A 19425-nucleotide genomic window follows, 5' to 3' on the forward strand; every position below is an offset into this window, starting at 1 on the left:
CGCAACCGTTGCGAGTGCGGCGGTTGCGCGGCGCCGCACCGATTGTAATTAAAACGTAATGTGAATGCGAGCGCGGCGCGGCGGGCGTTGCGGGAATACCAACCCGCTCGACCCGACGCGCCGCACGATGCGATGAGCCGCTTACGCCGTCGCGCCCGATGCGCGCACTTCGCCGCTCTTCGTGCTGCCCGCGACGAGCGGATACGCGATGCCCGCGACGATCGCCCCGATAATCGGCGCGGTCCAGAACAGCCACAACTGGTCGACAGCGGCGCCGCCTGCGAAAAGCGCCGGCCCCGTCGAGCGTGCCGGGTTGACCGACGCGTTCGTCACCGGAATCGAGACCAGGTGAATCAGCGTCAGGCACAGGCCGATCGCGATCGGCGCGAAGCCGGCCGGTGCGCGTTGGTCTGTTGCGCCGAGAATCACGAACAGGAAGAAGCCCGTCATCACCGCTTCGCAGATGAACGCGGCGGCCATCGTGTAATGGCCGGGCGAGCGCTCGCCATAGCCGTTGCTTGCGAAACCGCTGGCCACGAGGTCGAAGCCGGGCTTGCCCGAGGCGATCAGGGACAGCACGAGGGCGCCGAGAATCGCGCCCGCGAGTTGCGCGACGATATACGGCACGACGTCGCGCATCGGAAAGCGGCCGGCGGTCGCGAGCCCGATGCTGACGGCTGGATTCAGATGGCAGCCCGACACGTGGCCGATGGCGTATGCCATCGTCAGCACGGTCAGGCCGAAGGCGAGCGATACGCCGACGAAGCCGATGCCGAGCCCGTGTTCGGGACCTGCGAAGCTCGCGGCGAGGACGGCGCTGCCGCAGCCGCCGAGAACGAGCCAGAAAGTGCCGAACAGTTCGGCGAAGAGACGTTTGGACAAGGACATGAAGGGTGCTCCCTCGGAAGTTTCGAAAAGCGGGAGCAGGCGAAACCGAAGCCGCACGAAGCAGGGCGGCCGGTCCGCTCCCGAGCGCGGAGTTTAGTCATGCTCGGGAAAATCGACTGTCAAGATTTGTGAAGGGTAGGCCGGGCGGGCGCGCGAGTGTAAAAGAAGATTGCGCGCCTGCATTTCTGCCGCGCGCGGCCGCTTTTTATGTCCCTTTCTATGCCGCTTGTTATGCTCTTGCGGGCAGCGTGAAAGTCGAGATCGCGTCGCGCAGCCCGCTCACCTGGTCTTTCAGCGAATGCGCGGCCGCCGCCGCTTCTTCGACGAGCGCCGCGTTCTGCTGCGTGACCTGATCCATCTCGCCGACTGCGCGATTGACCTGCTCGATGCCGGCGCTTTGCTCGCGCGATGCGCGGCTGATTTCTTCGAGGATCTCGTTGACGCGCCGCACCGATTGCACGATCTCGCCCATCGTCGAACCCGCGCTCGCGACGAGTTCGGCGCCCGCGTCGACGCTGCCCGTCGACGTCTCGATCAGCGCCTTGATCTCCTTGGCCGCCGTGGCCGATCGCTGCGCGAGGCTGCGCACCTCGGCCGCGACGACCGCGAAGCCGCGGCCCTGTTCGCCCGCGCGTGCCGCTTCGACGGCCGCGTTGAGCGCGAGGATGTTCGTCTGGAACGCGATGCCGTCGATCACGCCGATGATGTCGCCAATCTGCCGCGAGCTGTTCGTGATGTCGCCCATCGTGCGCACGACATTGTCGACGACCTGGCTGCCGCGCGACGCGACGTCGGCCGCCTGGCTCGCGAGCTGGGCCGCTTGCGCGGCGCTGTCCGCATTGTGCTTCACGTTGTGCGTCATCTGGTCCATGCTCGATGCGGTTTGCACGAGCGCCGCCGCCTGTTCCTCGGTGCGTTGCGACAGGTCGGTGTTGCCTGCGGCGATTTCCGTTGCGCCCACATCGATATTTTCGGTGCCGATGCGCACTTGCGAGACCGTCGCGACGAGCCCCTGTTGCATCGCGGAGAGCGCGTGCAGCAGGCTCGTATGATCGCCGGCCAATACCGGCACGGCGGTCGCGAGGTCGCCGCTCGCCATTCGCTGCGTGGCCGCGACCGCGACTTCGAGGTCGCCGCCGAGCGTACGCCGCACGCTGCGCAGCACGAGCACCATCACGACGGTGGCGAGCGCGCCGAGCGCGAACGTGATGGCGAGCCAGCGCACGAGGTTGCTGATGAACGCGCTGCGCACGTCGTCCATGTACATGCCGGTGACGAGATACCAGTCCCACGGCGCGAAGCGCAGCGAAAAGCTCGTCTTCGGCACGGGTTTTTCGTTGCCGGGCTTCGACCACAGATAATCGACGAAGTCGCCGCCGCTGTTGCGGTCGCCGGCCTTCACGATCTCGATGAATACATGGGTGCCCGCAGGGTCGGCGAAATGCGCAAGGTTCTTGCCGACGAGTTCGGGCTTGATCGGATGCATGAGCATCACCGGCTTCGAATCGTTGATCGAGAAATAGCCGTCGGCGCCATAGCGCAGCGCGCCCACCGCGGCGAGCGCCTGCTTCTTCGCTTCTGCTTCGTCGATCCCGTGCTGCTGCGAGAGCGTGTAGAAGTGGTTGACGATCGAATTGGCTTCCTGGCCGAGCGTCATCAGTTGCGCCCGGCGCTCCGCGATCATCGATGCGCGGCTTTGCCACGCGCCGAACGCGCCGATCAGGATCAGGCCGATCCACAGCACGGCAATCATCGAGCCGAGTTTCTTGTTGAGCGTCATGGTCTGCATGTCCGGGTGTCTGGATAAAGCGATGTGGATTGCAAGCGCGGTTGTCGTGCGAGTCGAAAGACGAAGTCGTGAGATAACGTTGAAAGCGGATTTTCACGGTGATGCCGCGAAACGAACTTTGCGAGGCCTCAGTGCAGTTAACGGATGCGCGGCAAACCGCGCGCAGCAGGGGAAACCCTTATGCAGCAACGGTTCGCGGTAACTTTTGTCTGATAAATCAGTGCGTTGGGAAATCGTCGTGAGTCGCTGCAACGTGAGGCTGACGCGATCGGTTTGCGCGGCGCGTGGGTTTCGCACGTACCGCGGTAAATCACACATTTTTCAAACTAATTCCATCAATTGCCATAAATGACGCACCAGTGCGGCGTGGGCGATTTATTTCCGATATAGTCGCCACTTTTGGTCAGCCGAAAAGGCCCGTTATTGCGGACAGCCCGAACCGATTTGCACAAGAACCGCATTGATCAATTCGATTTTTCCCCAGGAGCGGACGAGCGCTCTCGCGCCTGGTCTTTCCGCATGCTTAGGCTTGCGTTCGCAAGCTCGATTACGATCGATTTTCCCAGCGACGTCGCGCGAGCGGCCGTCGACGATTTGCCGCCATTGCAGCGGCCCGCAGGAGCCACAAAATGAATGCACGCGAACCTTCTTTCTCCGCCACCTCGGTCACGTCACGCAGCGCACGCCTGCGCCAGATGCTGCTCAGCAGTGAACTCGAATTCCTGATGGAAGCGCATAACGGCCTGTCGGCGCGCATCGTGCGCGAAGCGGGCTTCAAGGCGATCTGGGGCTCCGGTCTGACGATTTCCGCGCAATTCGGCGTGCGCGACAACAACGAGGCGAGCTGGACTCAGGTCGTCGATCAGCTCGAATTCATGGCCGACGCGAGCGACCTGCCGATTCTGCTCGACGGCGACACCGGTTACGGCAACTTCAACAACGTGCGCCGCCTCGTGCGCAAGCTCGAGCAGCGCGGCATCGCGGGCGTGTGCATCGAAGACAAGCAGTTTCCGAAAACGAACAGCTTTATCAACGGCGAACGCCAGCCGCTCGCGGACGTCGACGAGTTCTGCGGCAAGATCAAGGCCGGCAAGGATTCCCAGCTCGACGAAAACTTTTCGATCGTCGCGCGCGTCGAGGCGCTGATCGCGGGCTGGGGCATGGAAGAGGCGCTGCGCCGCGCCGAAGCGTACCGGCAAGCAGGCGCCGACGCGATCCTGATGCACAGCAAGCTGTCGAAGCCCGACGAGATTCTCGAGTTCGCGCGCGAATGGGCCGGCCGCGGTCCGATCGTGATCGTGCCGACCAAGTACTACAGCACGCCGACCGATGTGTTCCGCAAGGCCGGCATCAGCGCGGTGATCTGGGCGAACCATCAGCTGCGCGCGGCCGTGTCGGCCATGCAGGCAGTCGTCAAGGACATCTACGAGCACCAGACGCTCGTCAACGTCGAAGATCGCGTGGCGACCGTAAACGAGATTTTCCGTCTGCAGGACGCGGACGAATACTCGGAAGCGGAAGACCGCTACCTGTCCGCCTCGCGCGCATCGGGCTCGGCTGTCGTGCTCGCGGCGAGCCGCGGCAAGGGTCTCGAAGCGGTCACGGCCGACCGTCCGAAGGTCATGCTGCCGATCGCCGGCAAGCCGCTGTTGCGCTGGCTCGTCGATGCGTTCAAGAAGCAGGGTGTCAACGACATCACGGTGGTCGGCGGTTATCGCGCCGACGCGATCGACACGGCCGGCATCAAGCTCGTCGTGAACGAACACCATGAAACGACGGGCGAGCTTTCGTCGCTGGCCTGCGCGCTCGATCGTCTGCAGGGCGATACGGTCATCTCGTACGGCGATCTGCTGTTCCGCAGCTATATCGTGCGCGACCTCGTCGAAAGCGAAGCGCCGTTCTGCGTCGTCGTCGATTCGTCGGATGCGTCGGAAACGCATGCGGCCAACCGCAGCGTGCGCGATTTCGCGTGGTGTTCGGCGTCGGACGACCGTGACCTGTTCGGCAACAAGGTGCTGCTGAGCCGCGTGTCGAGCGACGAGAACGATGCGCCGGCCGGCGCGACGTCGAAGGCGCCGCAAGGCCGCTGGGTCGGGCTCATGAACGTGCGCGGCGCGGGCCTCGCGCGCCTCAAGGAAGTGGTGGCGCAACTGCGCACGCGTGCAGACTTTGCGTCGCTCGACATGCCGGCGCTGCTCAATGCGCTGATCGAAGCGGGCGAAGAGGTCGAAGTGCAGTACGTGCACGGCCACTGGCGCGGCGTCAACGATCTCGAAGACTTCCGCCGCGCCGGCGATTTCGCGCACGCGCAGACGCCGCTCGCACAAGCCGGCGGCGCGGACGAGGGCGCGCGATGATCGAAGCAGCACAATTCGTCGAAGCGGCGCGTAAGCGCGGCTTCGACTGGTACGCGGGTGTGCCGTGCTCGTATCTGACGCCGTTCATCAACTACGTGCTGCAGGACCCGAATCTGCATTACGTGTCGGCGGCCAACGAAGGCGATGCGGTGGCGTTCGTCGCGGGCGTGACGCTCGGCGGCAAACGCGGCGTCACGATGATGCAGAACTCGGGGCTCGGCAATGCGGTGAGCCCGCTCACCTCGTTGACATGGACGTTCCGGCTGCCGCAATTGCTGATCGTCACGTGGCGCGGCCAGCCCGGTGTGCCCGACGAGCCGCAGCACGCGCTGATGGGCCCGATCACGCCGGCCATGCTCGACACGATGGAAATTCCGTGGGAGACGTTCCCGACCGAGGCCGAAGCAATCGGTCCCGCGCTCGATCGCGCAATCAGACATATGGACGAAACGGGCCGGCCGTATGCGCTCGTGATGCAGAAGGGTAGTGTCAAGCCGTATGAACTGAAGGCGGGCACTGCGGCGCCGCGCGGTGCGGCGAAAGCGGCGGTGACGCGGCTCGACGGCGTTGCGCCCGACGCATTGCCGACTCGCAATGAAGCGCTGCAGCGCGTGATCGCACATGCGCCGCTCGATTCGACGGTCGTGCTCGCGTCGACCGGTTTTTGCGGCCGCGAGCTGTATGCGATCGACGACCGTGCGAACCAGCTGTATATGGTCGGTTCGATGGGCTGCCTGACGCCGTTCGCGCTCGGCCTCGCGCTGGCGCGCCCCGATCTGCACGTCGTCGCGCTCGATGGCGACGGTGCGGCGCTGATGCGCATGGGCGTATTCGCTACGCTCGGCGCATATGGCACTGCGAATCTCACTCACGTGTTGCTCGATAATGGCGCGCACGATTCGACGGGCGGCCAGGCGACGGTGTCGCCGCAGGTATCGTTCGCCGGCGTCGCGGCCGCGTGCGGTTACGCATCGGCGGTGGAAACCGATCAGCTGCGCGTGCTCGACGAGGTGCTCGCCGCGCCGCGTGCCGATGGCGTCGGCCCGCGTTTCGTGCGGCTCGCGATTCGCCGCGGCACGCCGGACGGCTTGCCGCGTCCGACGATCGCGCCGCCCGATGTCAAGACCCGTCTGATGCGCCACATCGGCGCAAGTACTGCGCAATAGCAGGCGGGACAGCCAGCATAGTCAGTAGTGAGGAGAACGTCGATGTTATTGCTGAATCCCGGCCCGGTAACGCTGAGCGCCCGTGTGCGCAACAGTCTGCTGCAAACCGATCTGTGCCACCGCGAGAGCGAGTTCTTCGATTTGCAGGACGAAGCGCGCGCACGTCTGCTGCAGATCTATGGTCTCGATCCCGCGCAGTGGACCGCGGTGCTGATGACGGGCTCCGGCACTGCCGCGGTCGAAAGCATGGTGGCCGCGCTCGTGCCCGGGAGCGGCAAGCTGCTCGTGGTCGAGAACGGTGTGTATGGCGAGCGTATCTCCGCGATCGCGACGCAATACCAGATCGCGCAGACGGTGATCAAACACGAATGGATGCAGGCGCCGGACGTGGCGCGCATTGCCGCCGCACTCGATGCCGATCGTGCGATCACGCATGTCGCCGCGATTCACCACGAAACGACGACGGGCCGGCTCAACGACCTGCGTGCGCTTGCCGCAGTATGCCGCGAGCGCGGCGTGCGCTTGCTCGTGGATGGCGTGAGCAGCTTCGGCGCCGAAGCAATCGACTTTGCCGATACGACGATCGCCGCGGTTGCGGCTACGGCAAACAAGTGTTTGCATGGCGTGCCGGGCGCGGCGTTCGTGATCGTGCGACGCGACGCGCTCGAGGTGGCCGCCAGCCGTACGTACTATCTCGATCTTGGGCGGCTTGCGCGATTGCAGGATCAGCGCAATACGCCGTTTACGCCGTCGGTGCATGCGTATTACGCGCTCGTCGAAGCGCTGCGCGAGATGGCCGACGAAGGCGGGTGGACCGCGCGGCATGCGCGCTATGCGGCGCTCGCCGAGCAGGTGCGGGCGGGATTGGCCGCGCGTGGCATCGCGAGCGTGTTGCCGGCCGACCAGTCGTCGGTCGTGCTGCGCGCATACCGGTTGCCGGGCGGGGTGGCGTATCCGCAATTGCACGATGCGCTGAAAGCGCGCGGCTTCGTTATCTACGCGGGGCAGGGTGGACTCTCTGCGGAGCTGTTCCGGATTTCGACGATGGGCGATATCCATGCGCCGGATATCGAGCGGTTATTGCAGGGATTCGATCAGTTGACGAAGTAGGCGTCGACTAAAAAGGCGCGACGAGCGAAAGCTCGTGCGGCAAAGATCGCCGGTCTCGTATCGGCGCAAGCGGACCGTCACATTGCCCTTGCGCCGATGATTCCACAGGTCGACATCGACCTTCTTCGAGCCGCGAAAGCAGCGGAAACTACGAAGCCACCTTCACCAGCACCGGCTTGTCCCGATACTGCGTCGGAAACAGCTTCTTCAGATCCTGGACCTTCGGAATATCGTTGAACGCGATATACGGCTGATCCGGGTGCAGCGTCAGATAGTTCTGGTGATACGCCTCAGCCGGATAAAACGTGCGATCCGGCTCGATCGTCGTCACGATCTTATCGGCGAACACGTGCGCGTTGCTCAACTGCGCGATATACGACTTCGCGATGCGGGCCTGCTCGGGCGTGGTCGGGAAGATCGTCGAGCGGTACTGCGTGCCGACGTCCGGCCCTTGCCGGTTCAGCTCGGTCGGGTCGTGCGCAACAGAAAAGTAAATCTGCAGGATGCGTCCGTAGCTGATCTGATGCGGATCGAACGTCACGCGCACCGATTCCGCATGGCCCGTCGTGCCCGTGCTCACCGTCTCGTACCCGGCCGCCGCTTGCGCGCCGCCGGTGTAGCCCGACACCGCGCTCGTCAAGTCGGAGGCCAAGCGGTCTTAGGAAGACAAAACATTCTACCAACTCCTTGGCTCACAGAACGACATGGCTACGATCCGACTTGACTGCCGGCGGCGGCGCCATGTGTGCCTCGTCGGCCATGACATGCCGTTGAGTGAAACCGACGCCCGCCACGAGCGCGGCGAAAAGCGCGGCAAACGGCAGGCGGCGGCGCAACCGTTGCGCAGCCGCGGCGCCCTTGCGCGAGGGTGGTTGGATAACTTCGTCCTTCATGGTCGTCTCCGTGATTGAAGCAGGGATCAACCGAACGTGAACGCGTACGCGCGCACGCCCGGGTCGAGAAAGCGGATTTCAAACGTGTGGTCGGTAATCGTGCCGCTCTGGCGGATCAGCTGATACAACCGCTGTGTCGTGACCGTGCCGGTGCCGTTCGCGTCGGTATCGCTGCCGTGATTCGAGCCCGGCGCCTTGCCGTCGATCGTCACCCGGAAGCGCACCGGCTGTCCGTTCGCAGTCGGTCCGAGCACAAGGTGCAGATCGCGTGCATGGAAGCGGAACGCAATCGCGCCGCCCGGCTGATCGAGATCGGTATGCTCGGCGCGGAGTGTCCACGTGCCGTCGAGCGCCCAGTCGTTCAGACCGAGACCATTGGCGAGCGTGTAACGGTGCGGCTTGTCGAGCACCGGTTCGCCCGGCGACGCGAAGTTCGTCGCGCGGTCGTAGCCGACGTAGGTCTCCGGCGACTGGATGTCGGCCATCCCGGGCGCTGCTTCGGCGCCCGTGCCGGGGTCCTTCACCATACCGCCCGGCAGGTTGTGCGCGCCCGCTTCGGTCAGCAGTTGACGGATCACCTGCTCGGAGCCCGCATAGTCGCCTTCGCCGAAGTGGTGCGCGCGAATCCGGCCATGCGCGTCGACGAAGTAATCGGCAGGCCAGTACTGATTGTCGAACGCGCGCCAGATCTTGTAGTTGTCGTCGATCGCAACGGGGAAGTTCACCTTCAGGTCCTTCACCGCGCGGCTCACGTTGCCGACGTCCTTTTCGAATGCAAACTCGGGCGTATGCACGCCGATCACCACGAGGCCTGCGTCCTTGTACTTGTCGGCCCACGCTTCCACGTACGGCAGCGTGCGCAGGCAGTTGATGCACGAGTAGGTCCAGAAGTCGACCAGCACGACCTTGCCGCGCAGTTGCGCCGCGGTGAGCGGCGGCGAATTCAGCCATTGCACGGCGCCGTCGAGCGACGGCAGCGTGCCTTCGACGGGCAGTGGCGCGGGACTGCCCGGTTGGGCCGCCTGGCTTGCCTGCGACATGGCCTGCGCGCCTTCGACGCCTGCCGCGGCGGCGTTGCCCGGTGCGACCGCCACCATCGCGTCCTTCGGAGTGTTTTTCCCCGGATGCAAGCGGTCGAGCACGTTCTGCTCGAGGCTATTCGTACCCGAAAGCGACAGATGCGTGAGAAAACCCGTGTCCGCATGCGCGGCAATCGCCGCGACACCTGCGAGCACGGCTACGCCGAGCCCGCGCTTGAGCCACTCGCTGATGTGCAGCGATTGCTTCATCGCGCTGAACACCTTGCCGCCGACCACGAGCGCGAGCGCGAGCGATGTCGCCGCGCCGGCCGCATACGAAAGCAGCAGCAACGACGTGTGCACACTCGCGCCTTGCAACGCGGCGCCGGTCAGGATCAGCCCGAGAATCGGGCCCGCGCACGGCGCCCACAGCAGGCCCGTCGCGACGCCGAGCAGCAGCGACGCCCAGATCGTCTCCGAGACCGTCTGTTTGTTATCGGCGCCTTGCGCGGTCTCCGAGAGCCGCGCGCCGAGCGCGACGAGCGGCCGCGTCATCGAGTCGGACAGCTTCGGCAGCAGCAGCGTCAGGCCGAACAGCGCCAGCACGACGAGCGCGGCAATGCGGCCGTACTGGTTGGCGGCGACCGCCCAGCCGCCGCCGACCGCGGCCAGCGCGCCGACCGCGCTGAAGGTCGCGGCCATGCCGGCGAGCAGCGGCAGCCCGCTTTGCAGAAACGGCTTGCCCGTGCGTGCGAACACGAACGGCAGGACCGGCAGGATGCAGGGGCTGACGATCGTCAGCACGCCACCGAGCCATGCGATCAGAAACGGAATCATCTTCGGCAACCTCGGCAAGCGATGCGCGCGCCGCATACCGGCGGCGCTCTTCCTGCCGATGCGCGGCCACGTCAGCACAACGCGGCGCCTGTGCGATCAACAGGTTCCTTTCATCGGGCAAACACGGATTTCCGCCAGTTATTCCCCGATATATCGCTTGGTCGCGTCACGCTCGCGAAAATGACAATTGCGGCACGCGCATGGATCGGCTCCGGGCGATATGCAGCGTCGAGCGTCGGGCCTTTGTTCTATCAGGTCTGCCGGTCTGGATGCGCTGCTAACGACCTTTTCGCGCCGGCGGCTCGAACTGTTCCACGAGGAAATCGATGAATGCGCGCACGCGCGCCGCCTGGTTCTGGCGGCTCGGGTAGTACACGAACAGATCGGCGTCCGGCAGCACGAAATCGGGCAGCACGACACGCAGCCGGCCGCTCTTCACATATTTTTCGAGGTCCCACTCCGAGCGGATCAGGATGCCGTGACCGTCGAGCGCCCAGCCGAGCACGATGTCGCCGTCGTTGCTCGACAGCATCCCATGCACCTTGACCGCTTCGCTGTGCTGCTCGCGCACGAAGCGCCAGATGCCGTAAGCGTCGTCGTTCTGACGGTGCACGATGCAGCGGTGATGCGCGAGATCGGCCACTTTCTGCGGCGTGCCGTTGCGTTCCAGATAGGCCGGCGACGCGCATAAAAAGCGCCGGTTCGACATGATGCGCCGCGCATTGAGGCGCTGATCGGGCAACTCGCCGAAGCGGATGGCCAGATCGAAGGCGTTTTCAATCAGATCGATCGGCCGGTCGGTCACTTCGAACTGCACTTCGACATCGGGATACGCCTTCGCAAACTTCGATACGACCGGTGCAATGGTCGTGCGGCCAAAGCCGAGCGACGCGTTCACGCGCAGCAGGCCGCGCGGCGCGGCGCCGTGGCTCGACACGGCATCCTCCATTTCCTGCACCTGCGCGAGGATGCGCGCCGCGTGCTGCAGATAGATCTCGCCTTCCGCCGTCAGGCTGACCGTGCGCGTCGTGCGGTTCACGAGCCGCACGCCGAGTTTTTCCTCCATCTGGGCGAGGCGCCGCGTCGCCGCGGGCGGCGTCAGATCGAGCGCGCGGGCCGCCGCCGAGAGGCTCTCGTGGCGTGCCAGCAGGACGAAAAACTCGAGGTCGGAGTTGATGTCGGTTTTCACTGAAACTGAATTATCAATTGAATATTGCTGAATTCTAACGCGCGTTGCCGGACGTAATCTTTCGTCTTTCAAACGTCGTATGCACCGGCAGCGTGCAGGATTTCTGGAGACCCGAATGAAGATCGTCGAGATTCGCGAAAAGACATTTCCTATTAGTTCGTCGATTCGCAATGCCTATATCGACTTCAGCAAGATGACGCTGAGCTGCGTCGCCGTGATGACCGATGTGATCCGCGACGGCAAGCCGGTGGTCGGTTTCGGTTTCAACTCGAACGGCCGCTACGGTCAGGGCACGTTGATGCGCGAGCGCTTCATTCCGCGCATCATGGCTGCCGATCCCGCGTCGCTCGTCGACGACAAGGGCACGAACCTCGATCCGCACAAGATCTGGGCGACGATGTTCACGAATGAAAAGCCAGGCGGCCATGGCGAGCGCTCGGTCGCGATCGGCACGATCGATATGGCCATCTGGGATGCGGTCGCGAAGATCGAAGGCAAGCCGCTGTTCCAGCTGCTCGCGGACCGTTACGGCAACGGCGTGCCGGACCGCAAGGTGTTCGTCTACGCGGCAGGCGGCTATTACTACCCGGGCCAGGATCACGAGAAGCTGAAGGACGAGATGCGCAGCTATATCGACCGCGGCTATACGGTCGTCAAGAAGAAGATCGGCGGCGGCTCGCTCGACGAAGATCTGCGCCGTATCGATTCGATCCTCTCGGTGCTGCAGGACGGCCAGAAGCTCGCCGTCGACGCGAACGGCCGCTTCGATCTCGACACGGCGATCCGCTATGCGAAGGCGCTGTCGCAATACGACCTGTTCTGGTACGAAGAGCCGGGCGATCCGCTCGACTTCGAACTGCAGGCGACGCTGCGCAACTACTACGACAAGCCGATGGCGACCGGCGAAGATCTGTTTTCGATGCAGGATGCGCGCAACCTGATCCGCTACGGCGGCATGCGTTCGGATCGCGACTGGCTGCAATTCGACTGCGCGCTGTCGTACGGCCTCGTCGAATATCTGCGCACGCTCGACATGCTGCACGAGCACGGCTGGTCGCGTAAGCGCTGCATTCCGCACGGCGGCCACCAGATGTCGCTCAACATCGCGGCCGGTCTCGGCCTCGGCGGCAACGAGTCGTATCCGGATCTGTTCCAGCCGTTCGGCGGCTTCCCCGATGGCGTGAAGGTCGATAACGGTTACATCACGATGCCCGATCTGCCGGGTATCGGCTTCGAAGGCAAGAGCGATCTGTATCAGCAGATGCAAACGCTGCTCGCGTAATCGCGCAGCTCGATAAAGGCCGTTTGTCCGTCTGCATCAGGAGTGCAGCGGGCAAGCGGCTTCGTCGTAACAACGGGGATCACGCGGGTACAAGCGGAAACACGATGGGCGCGAACTCCCCATTGTCATGTTCCATCGGTACGCTGGCCGCTTTTTCGGGCTGCCGGCATGCCAGCCGAAGCAGAAAGTGAGAAGGAGACCAAGGATGAGAATCAGGCAAACCCTTTCGAAGCTTTACGTGCAGGTGTTGATCGGTATCGCGATCGGCATTCTGCTCGGGCATTTCAATCCCGACGTCGGCGCGCAGATGAAGCCGCTCGGCGATCTGTTCATCAAGCTGATCCGGATGCTGCTCGCACCGATCATCTTCGCGTCGGTGGTGGTCGGCATCGCGCGCATGAACGACATCCACGAAGCAGGTCGCGTCGGCGTCAAGGCGTTGCTCTACTTTGAAATCGTCTCGACTTTCGCGCTGGCGATCGGCCTCGTCGTGGTGAACCTGATGAAGCCCGGCGTCGGCATGAACGTCGACCCGTCGCATATCGACGGCGCGGCGATCGCGTCGTACACGCACGCGGCGAAAGAGCATGGCGCCATCGCCTTCCTGACGGGCATCGTGCCGTCGACGGTGGTCGGCTCGTTCGCTAACGGCGACATGCTGCAGATCATTTTCTTCTCGGTACTGTTTGCGATCGCGCTCGCGAAGATGGGCCGGCGCGCCGATCCGTTCGTCGACATGCTCGACACGTTCCTGCACGGCATGTTCGGCGTGGTGCGCATCGTGATGTACGTCGCGCCGATAGGCGCATTCGGCGGTATCGCGTTCACGGTCGGCAAATACGGCATCGGCACGCTCAAGCAGTTCGGCGAGCTGATGCTGTGCGTATATCTGACGTCGGTCGTATTCGTCGTCGTGATTCTCGGCGTGGTCATGCGCATGTGCGGGCTGTCGCTGTGGAAGTTCCTGCGCTATATCAAGGATGAAATCCTGATCACGTTCGGCACGGCTTCGACCGAAGCGGTGCTGCCGCAAATGCTCGTGAAGATGGAGCAGCTCGGTTGCCGCAAGTCGGTGGTCGGCATGGTGCTGCCGACCGGTTACACGTTCAACGCGGACGGCACGTCGATCTATCTGACGATGGCGGCGATCTTTGTCGCGCAGGCGATGAATATCCATCTCACGCTCGAAGACCAACTGATCGTACTCGGCGTGCTGCTGTTCACGTCCAAGGGGTCGGCCGGCGTGGCGGGCGCCGGTTTCGTCGCGCTCGCGGCGACGCTCGCATCGATGCATCAGATTCCGGTAACGGGCCTCGTGCTGCTGCTCGGTGTCGATCGGTTCCTGAACGAAGCGCGCGCGGTGACGAATCTGATCGGCAACGGCGTGGCAACGCTTGCCGTCGCGCGCTGGGAAGGCGCGCTCGATCGCGCGACCGCGACGGCGGTGCTCGACGGTCGAATCGATCCCGATAACGACGACGGTTCGCCGCAAACGGTTGGTTTCGACTCGGTAACGGTGCAAGGCCGTTGATCGCGCAACGAATGCAGCGCAGATGAAAAAAAGCGCATGACCAGCAGCAAACAGTAGCAAACAGTAGCAAACAGTAGCAACGTGACCGGTCTTTCACGGCCCGGTCACGAACCTCATCGATACGCTTCGGCGCAACGTTTTTTTTCCCGCTGAAAGCCTCAAGTTTGGCGTGCCAGTGCCGTTGTAAGCAGCGGTAGACCAGGCCGTTTCTACGATCGTTCGATCGCTGCCCGGTTCGTCCAGAACAACTCATTTGGTCAATCATGTTTGCACGCCTTTCGATTTCCGCCCGGCTTTGGGCCACCACCACAATACTCGGCGTACTGATCGTCGCACTCGGACTGCTCGCGCAATTCGGCATGCAGGATCTGAGCGGCGATCTCGACTTCGCGTACTCGAACCAGCTTGCTTCGTCGATCGCGCTGGCCAAATCGAACCTGAATCTGACGATCACGCGCACGACGCTCGATCGCGCGCTGCTGCATCCCGAAGCGCCCGATGCACCGAAGCTCATCGACAAGGCCGCGAGCTACCTCGCGATTTCAGACGAGGCGTGGAAGGACTACAACGCGCTGCCGCACGAAACCGAAGAGCAGCGTCTTGCCGACGCGGCCAACGCGGCGCGCAACGCGATCGTCCAGAATGCGCTGCTGCCGCTGATGGATGCGATGAGGAAAGGCGACAGCAAGACGGCCGACGACATCGCGATGAACGTCATCATCAAGTACACGGTGCCGCTCGCGAAGTCGTGGGACGCGCTGCAGCAATGGAAGCTCGAGCGCGGCAAGCGCGCGTTCGATGATGCACAGAGCCAGTTCCGCATGCTGCGCACGATCGGCATCGTGCTGATCCTGATCGGCATGGGCGCCTGTGTGCTGTGCGCGAATGGCCTGAACCGTTCGATTTCGCGGCCGCTCGCCACGGTGCTCGAGCAGTTGCGACGCATCGCGAGCGGCGATCTGACGGGCCGTCTCGACGTGCGTTCGCAAGACGAGATGGGCAAGCTCGTCGAAGGCTTGAAGACGATGCAAGGCGGGCTCGCCGATACGGTTCGCCAGGTCACGCATAGCTCCGAATCGATCTCCACCGCGACGCGCCAGATCGCGGCCGGCAACGGCGACCTGTCGCAGCGCACCGAAGAGCAGGCCGCTTCGCTCGAAGAAACGGCGGCGAGCATGGAGCAACTGACGGCAACGGTCAAACAGAATGCCGACAACGCCCGGCAGGCGCAGGATCTGGCCGGCAAGGCAAACGTTATCGCGGGACGCGGTGCGACGGTCGTCGGCGATGTCGTCGAGACGATGGGCAGCATCGATCGCAGCTCGCAGAAGATCGCCGACATCACGGGCGTGATCGAAGGCATCGCGTTTCAGACCAATATCCTCGCGCTGAATGCGGCGGTCGAAGCGGCGCGCGCGGGCGAAGAGGGCCGCGGCTTCGCCGTCGTCGCGGGCGAGGTGCGCAGCCTCGCACAGCGTTCGTCGGCGGCAGCCAAGGAAATCAAGGAACTGATCGGCGACTCGGTCGAGCGTGTCAATGCCGGCGCGCGCCTCGTCGGCACCGCGGGCGAAACGATGGAAGAACTGCGTCAGTCGATCGCGCACGTGACCGCGATCATGGACGAAATCGCCGCCGCGTCCGAAGAGCAGCGCGACGGCATCGAGCAGGTCAACCGCGCGGTGACGCAGATGGATCAGGTGTCGCAGCAGAACGCGGCGCTCGTCGAACAGGCCGCGGCGGCCGCTGCCGCGCTGGACGAGCAGGCGCAATCGCTGCGCAAGGCGGTGTCGGTATTCCGGCTCGGTTGAGCGGCGCCACGCCGTTATCGGCTGTCGCAACGTTGCGATAGCCGACGTTCCGATGCGTTGCTGAGCGGTCAATACGTGACGCGCGTGATGCCGTCGCTCGACAGCAGGCGCACACGTTGGCCGGGACGGAACACGCCGTCGTCGGTATTTTGCGTGATCGCGCGCCACGCGCCGTCGTCGAGGCGCACGGTGATTTCCTGACCGTGCTGCTGCGCGAGTTTGTGCTGCACCTCGCTGCCGGCCACCGCACCCGCGACGCCGCCGAGTACGCCCATCAGCAGCGAGCCGTGTCCCCGGCCGATCGCGCTGCCCGCCACACCCCCCAGCAGACCGCCGCCAACTGCGCCAGGCACGCCGGGCTGGCCATTGTTCGCGTCGATCGTCACGTTGCGCACAATTTCGACGGTGCCCATGCGGATAGTCTCTTCGCGTTGCGTCTGCGCTGCGCCGTAGATGCCGGGCGAACCGGCGGGCGACGCGCAGCCGGAGAGCGCGAACGCGCAGATCAGTGTCGTGGTGCCGGCGAGAACCGGTGAGCGTTTCATTTTTTCCCTTGTTGCGCCATCGGTGCCACCCGGTCGGGCGCTTCCCCCACGCTTCATTGACGATTGCGGGGTAGCGGCGCCGAATGAGCCCACAATGAGGGGACCACGCGCCGAGCGAGCGCGGGGCGCGGCGCGGGCTTGCCCCGCGCGGACTGGAACGGAGCGCCTGCCTTGCGGTAAATCGCGCCGCGTTGGCGCCGGCCCCGCGCGAAAACAGGAAAGTTGCGCGCATCGAATCGTGGAACACCGTTTGCTACCGCATGCATGGCTGCGAATTTACGCAGTAGATTTTGCGCAGTGTGTAGCAAACGGCCGCGGGGCAGGCGGCACGAAAAGCACGCTGGCATGCTCGCTCACCCAAATCAGGCCAGCCACGCACAGGCCCGTAGTTGCCGTGCGCAGCAAAACGGCGACTCGTGGCGGAAACGGCCGGGACTCGACTAACCAGAAGATGGGAGGCGTTGTGGCGTCAACAAAAAGGACCGGCCAGGTGGTTGGCTCGATGAATATGCGCGGAAAGCACCGGCGCGAGAAAAACAGGCCCAGGGCGGGCGTGGGCAATGCGGCATTCTGGGCGACGGCGACCGCCGCCGCGGCATTGGCGGCACCGGGCGCCTATGCGCAAACGCCGTCGCCGCTCGGCGAATGGCAATATTCGGCCGGCATCCCGCTCGAGAAACTGTACGAGCCGAAGCTGCCGACCTGGGAAACGCGCGTCGGTGCGGGCATGACGTTCGAGCCGCGCTACGACGGGTCGTCACGCTATCACATCCTTGCGGGCCCGAGCCTCGATATCCGCTACAAGGATCTCGCGTTCCTTTCGACCGGCGAAGGCCTCGGCGTCAACGTGCTGCAGGGCCAGAACTGGCGCACGAGCGTCGCCATGGTGTATGACCTCGGACGGCGCGGCCACGACGATCCGCAGCATCTGAACGGTCTTGGCAATATCAACCCGGCGCCCGAGATCAAGCTCGCGGGCGAGTATGTGATCTCGAAGGAGTTTCCGTTGACGTTCCGGACGGCGATCACGCGCAGCCTCGGCGGGTCGAACGGCTGGGTCATGGATCTCGGCGCCTATATGCCGATGCCAGGCAGTTCGGAGTCGTTCTTCTGGTTCGCGGGCCCGTCGGTGACGTTTGCCGATTCGACCTATATGAACAGCTGGTTCGGCGTGAATGCCGCGCAATCGGCCGCGTCGGGCTTGCGCCGGTACGATGCGAGCGCGGGCCTCAAATCGGCGGGGTTCGGCATCACGATGATCTGGTTCGTCAACAAGCACTGGTTCGTGACGGCCGACGGCGCGCTCAAGCGGTTGCTCGGCAGCGCGGCGAACAGCCCGATCATCCAGACGAAAACCGGCGGCGTCTGCGATATCTCGCTCAACTATCAGTTCTGATGCCGTTCTGACGCGTGGCGTTCGACGTGGGTGAAGCGGCTTGCGCGCGACTGCGCAAGCCGCTTCGTCAGCGCCTGGACGCAGATGGCCAGTGCGGCCGCTTGCGCGAATGCCGGGAGGGCGGGCTCGCGCGTCAGCGCGAACGACAGAACGAGGCAGAACGCACCGAACGAGAAGCGGCCGGCGACCATGCCGCGCAGCAGCGCGATCACGAACGCCGGACCGTGCGCGCGGTGCGACGACACGGACAGCACGACGCCCATCAGCGGAAACACGGCCAGCACGCCGCTCCAGCCCGCGCCGAGCCGCCCCGATAGCGCGGTGACGATCAACGTGAGCGCGATGCCTGCGAGCATCCGGCCCGCGAGGTCGATGCGCGTGAGCGGCGCGCCGATCGCGGCCGCGCGGCTCCTTGGCAAAAACGCATTGCCGAAGCCGACGCCGAGCGCGGCTGCGCCGAGCGCCCATGCGGTCGATGCGTACCATGCCGACCATGCGAACGCGCCGGACGAAATGGGCAGCAGCGCAAGCGCGTTCGCACAGGCGAACCACGCGGCGAGTCCGGCGGCGAGCGCGACGCGCCAGTGCGCAACGCCGCACGTCCACGCGTAGCCGAAATTGAACGCTTCCGATGCGAGAATCGCCGCCAGCGACAGCGTGGCCGCATGCGCACCGAACGAAGGACCGTGCTGCAGCACGAGCAGGTAGAGAATCGGGCCGGCTACGACCGGCAAACCGGCGAGCCATCCGGCGACCGCCGGTCCCCACCATTTGCCCGACATCGAGACGATCAGCAGGAAAGAGGGAACCAGCGTGAGCTTGAGAGCAAGCATGTCGAACGCGCGGATTTTAAAGCCGGAGTATACCTGTCGGGGCCTGCCGGAAATGCATCGTCGGACGACGCTTCTGTTTGCCGGCACGCGGCGTACGCGGCAGATGGCCGTGCGAGCGGCAATAACTGCAATAACGGCAATCAACGAAACCAGCCTGCGGATTGAACGCCCATGCTTTCAGACTCTTTTCGCGTCGAGACGATCGACGCACCCGACGATCTCGACGCAGCCACCGCGGCGCTCGTGCTCGCGAATGTCGAAGATCCTGTCGTGCGATGGGTGTTCGACACGCCGCTGCGCATGCTGACCTATGCGACGCAACTGTTTCGCGTGCTGGTCGCGAATGCGTTCGCTTCGGCCGCGTTGCAGCGGACCGACGACGGCCTTGCGGTCGCCTGCTGGCGGCCGCCGGGCGTCCACCACGACGACGGCGCGATCGCCGCGATTCTGCAGCAGGGATGCGCGCCGGACAAGCTCGAGACGTTCGGCGGCGTGGCCGCAGAACTCGAACGCTACGAGCCGGAAGGGCCTTTCTGGTATCTGTCGGCGCTCGGCGTCGATCCAGCCGCACAGAATCGCGGGCGCGGTGCGTTGCTGCTGCAGGCTCGCCTCGCTCAATGCGATGCGGCGCGTCTGCCCGCGTATCTGTGGTCGTCCAACGAGCGCAATGTGCCGTTCTACGAGCGACACGGCTTCGAAGTGCAGACGATGCTGCGCGTAAGCACCTGTCCACCGATGATTCCCATGGTGCGCCGCGCGCGTTGAGCGGCGTTGGGTTGCGA

General features: G+C 64.4%; 15 protein-coding genes and 1 pseudogene. 8 read left to right on the top strand and 8 right to left on the bottom strand.

The genetic code is table 11. The features are described from left to right. Nucleotides 1-141 precede the first annotated feature (141 nt). Together aqpZ and QYH69_RS07470 are read right to left on the bottom strand one after the other, a co-directional pair. Complete coding sequence (aqpZ, locus tag QYH69_RS07465; protein WP_308831251.1) at nucleotides 142-888, bottom strand: aquaporin Z; 747 nt, start codon at nucleotides 886-888, stop codon at nucleotides 142-144. Nucleotides 889-1117: 229 nt separating this feature from the next. Next, nucleotides 1118-2668: a methyl-accepting chemotaxis protein gene (locus tag QYH69_RS07470; protein WP_308831252.1), complete on the bottom strand. Its 1551-nt coding sequence runs from the start codon at nucleotides 2666-2668 to the stop codon at nucleotides 1118-1120. Between the two features lie 638 nt (nucleotides 2669-3306). Here QYH69_RS07470 and aepX point away from each other — a divergent pair. The 3 genes from aepX to QYH69_RS07485 are packed head-to-tail and all read left to right on the top strand — an operon-like array spanning nucleotide 3307 to nucleotide 7310. Further along, entirely contained in the window at nucleotides 3307-5034 is a 1728-nt protein-coding gene (gene aepX / locus QYH69_RS07475) for a phosphoenolpyruvate mutase (RefSeq protein ID WP_308831253.1), read from the top strand. Beyond that, the gene (gene aepY, locus QYH69_RS07480; protein WP_308831254.1) at nucleotides 5031-6200 is read left to right on the top strand and encodes a phosphonopyruvate decarboxylase; all 1170 of its coding nucleotides are present in this window, start codon (nucleotides 5031-5033) and stop codon (nucleotides 6198-6200) included. Before aepX ends, aepY begins: the two co-directional genes overlap by 4 nt. Nucleotides 6201-6242: 42 nt before the next feature. Continuing rightward, on the top strand, nucleotides 6243-7310 hold the full coding sequence (locus QYH69_RS07485; protein WP_308831255.1) for a 2-aminoethylphosphonate aminotransferase: 1068 nt from the start codon (nucleotides 6243-6245) through the stop codon (nucleotides 7308-7310). A gap of 148 nt (nucleotides 7311-7458) precedes the next feature. Here QYH69_RS07485 and msrA read toward each other — a convergent pair. The 4 genes and pseudogenes from msrA to QYH69_RS07505 form a co-directional block, all read right to left on the bottom strand. After that, nucleotides 7459-7950 (bottom strand): annotated as a pseudogene (msrA, locus tag QYH69_RS07490) (peptide-methionine (S)-S-oxide reductase MsrA); the annotation flags it as partial. Between the two features lie 52 nt (nucleotides 7951-8002). Continuing rightward, on the bottom strand, nucleotides 8003-8203 hold the full coding sequence (locus QYH69_RS07495; protein ID WP_308831256.1) for a hypothetical protein: 201 nt from the start codon (nucleotides 8201-8203) through the stop codon (nucleotides 8003-8005). A 26-nt stretch (nucleotides 8204-8229) separates the two neighbouring features. Continuing rightward, complete coding sequence (locus QYH69_RS07500) at nucleotides 8230-10059, bottom strand: cytochrome c biogenesis protein DipZ (RefSeq protein ID WP_308831301.1); 1830 nt, start codon at nucleotides 10057-10059, stop codon at nucleotides 8230-8232. Between the two features lie 277 nt (nucleotides 10060-10336). Further along, a complete protein-coding gene (locus QYH69_RS07505) occupies nucleotides 10337-11248 on the bottom strand; it encodes a LysR family transcriptional regulator (RefSeq protein ID WP_075160263.1) in 912 nt (303 codons plus the stop codon). A 115-nt stretch (nucleotides 11249-11363) separates the two neighbouring features. Between QYH69_RS07505 and QYH69_RS07510 the strand changes: the two genes are divergently transcribed. The 3 genes from QYH69_RS07510 (at nucleotide 11364) to QYH69_RS07520 (ending at nucleotide 15869) form a co-directional block, all read left to right on the top strand. Next, a complete protein-coding gene (locus QYH69_RS07510) occupies nucleotides 11364-12530 on the top strand; it encodes a mandelate racemase/muconate lactonizing enzyme family protein (protein ID WP_308831257.1) in 1167 nt (388 codons plus the stop codon). A gap of 205 nt (nucleotides 12531-12735) precedes the next feature. Beyond that, nucleotides 12736-14061 (top strand): C4-dicarboxylate transporter DctA, encoded by a 1326-nt coding sequence (dctA, locus tag QYH69_RS07515; RefSeq protein ID WP_308831258.1) that lies wholly within the window; start codon nucleotides 12736-12738, stop codon nucleotides 14059-14061. Nucleotides 14062-14324: 263 nt separating this feature from the next. Further along, nucleotides 14325-15869, top strand: coding sequence for a methyl-accepting chemotaxis protein (locus QYH69_RS07520; RefSeq protein ID WP_308831259.1), 1545 nt, complete (start codon nucleotides 14325-14327; stop codon nucleotides 15867-15869). A gap of 68 nt (nucleotides 15870-15937) precedes the next feature. Here the strand turns inward: QYH69_RS07520 and QYH69_RS07525 are convergent, their stop codons facing one another. After that, nucleotides 15938-16414: a glycine zipper 2TM domain-containing protein gene (locus tag QYH69_RS07525; RefSeq protein ID WP_308831260.1), complete on the bottom strand. Its 477-nt coding sequence runs from the start codon at nucleotides 16412-16414 to the stop codon at nucleotides 15938-15940. Between the two features lie 508 nt (nucleotides 16415-16922). Here QYH69_RS07525 and QYH69_RS07530 point away from each other — a divergent pair. Beyond that, nucleotides 16923-17810 carry a MipA/OmpV family protein gene (locus QYH69_RS07530; RefSeq protein WP_308831302.1) on the top strand — a complete coding sequence of 296 codons (888 nt, stop codon included), beginning with the start codon at nucleotides 16923-16925 and terminating at the stop codon, nucleotides 17808-17810. Here the strand turns inward: QYH69_RS07530 and QYH69_RS07535 are convergent. After that, complete coding sequence (locus QYH69_RS07535) at nucleotides 17801-18643, bottom strand: hypothetical protein (protein ID WP_308831261.1); 843 nt, start codon at nucleotides 18641-18643, stop codon at nucleotides 17801-17803. The genes QYH69_RS07530 and QYH69_RS07535 overlap by 10 nt on opposite strands. Nucleotides 18644-18814: 171 nt before the next feature. Here QYH69_RS07535 and QYH69_RS07540 point away from each other — a divergent pair, with 171 nt between their 5' ends. Continuing rightward, a complete protein-coding gene (locus QYH69_RS07540) occupies nucleotides 18815-19408 on the top strand; it encodes a GNAT family N-acetyltransferase (RefSeq protein ID WP_308831262.1) in 594 nt (197 codons plus the stop codon). Nucleotides 19409-19425: the final 17 nt, after the last annotated feature.

Source organism: Paraburkholderia sp. SARCC-3016 (assembly GCF_031119615.1).
Lineage (GTDB): Bacteria > Pseudomonadota > Gammaproteobacteria > Burkholderiales > Burkholderiaceae > Paraburkholderia.

Bases quoted from the DNA above. Each gene is read 5' to 3' on its own strand.
- aepX (WP_308831253.1), top strand. From the start codon at position 3,307: ATGAATGCACGCGAACCTTCTTTCTCCGCCACCTCGGTCACGTCACGC.
- QYH69_RS07520 (WP_308831259.1), top strand. From the start codon at position 14,325: ATGTTTGCACGCCTTTCGATTTCCGCCCGGCTTTGGGCCACCACCACA.
- QYH69_RS07510 (WP_308831257.1), top strand. From the start codon at position 11,364: ATGAAGATCGTCGAGATTCGCGAAAAGACATTTCCTATTAGTTCGTCG.
- QYH69_RS07500 (WP_308831301.1), bottom strand. From the start codon at position 10,059: ATGATTCCGTTTCTGATCGCATGGCTCGGTGGCGTGCTGACGATCGTC.
- QYH69_RS07525 (WP_308831260.1), bottom strand. From the start codon at position 16,414: ATGAAACGCTCACCGGTTCTCGCCGGCACCACGACACTGATCTGCGCG.
- QYH69_RS07485 (WP_308831255.1), top strand. From the start codon at position 6,243: ATGTTATTGCTGAATCCCGGCCCGGTAACGCTGAGCGCCCGTGTGCGC.
- aepY (WP_308831254.1), top strand. From the start codon at position 5,031: ATGATCGAAGCAGCACAATTCGTCGAAGCGGCGCGTAAGCGCGGCTTC.
- dctA (WP_308831258.1), top strand. From the start codon at position 12,736: ATGAGAATCAGGCAAACCCTTTCGAAGCTTTACGTGCAGGTGTTGATC.
- QYH69_RS07540 (WP_308831262.1), top strand. From the start codon at position 18,815: ATGCTTTCAGACTCTTTTCGCGTCGAGACGATCGACGCACCCGACGAT.
- QYH69_RS07470 (WP_308831252.1), bottom strand. From the start codon at position 2,668: ATGACGCTCAACAAGAAACTCGGCTCGATGATTGCCGTGCTGTGGATC.
- aqpZ (WP_308831251.1), bottom strand. From the start codon at position 888: ATGTCCTTGTCCAAACGTCTCTTCGCCGAACTGTTCGGCACTTTCTGG.
- QYH69_RS07530 (WP_308831302.1), top strand. From the start codon at position 16,923: ATGCGCGGAAAGCACCGGCGCGAGAAAAACAGGCCCAGGGCGGGCGTG.
- QYH69_RS07495 (WP_308831256.1), bottom strand. From the start codon at position 8,203: ATGAAGGACGAAGTTATCCAACCACCCTCGCGCAAGGGCGCCGCGGCT.
- QYH69_RS07535 (WP_308831261.1), bottom strand. From the start codon at position 18,643: ATGCTTGCTCTCAAGCTCACGCTGGTTCCCTCTTTCCTGCTGATCGTC.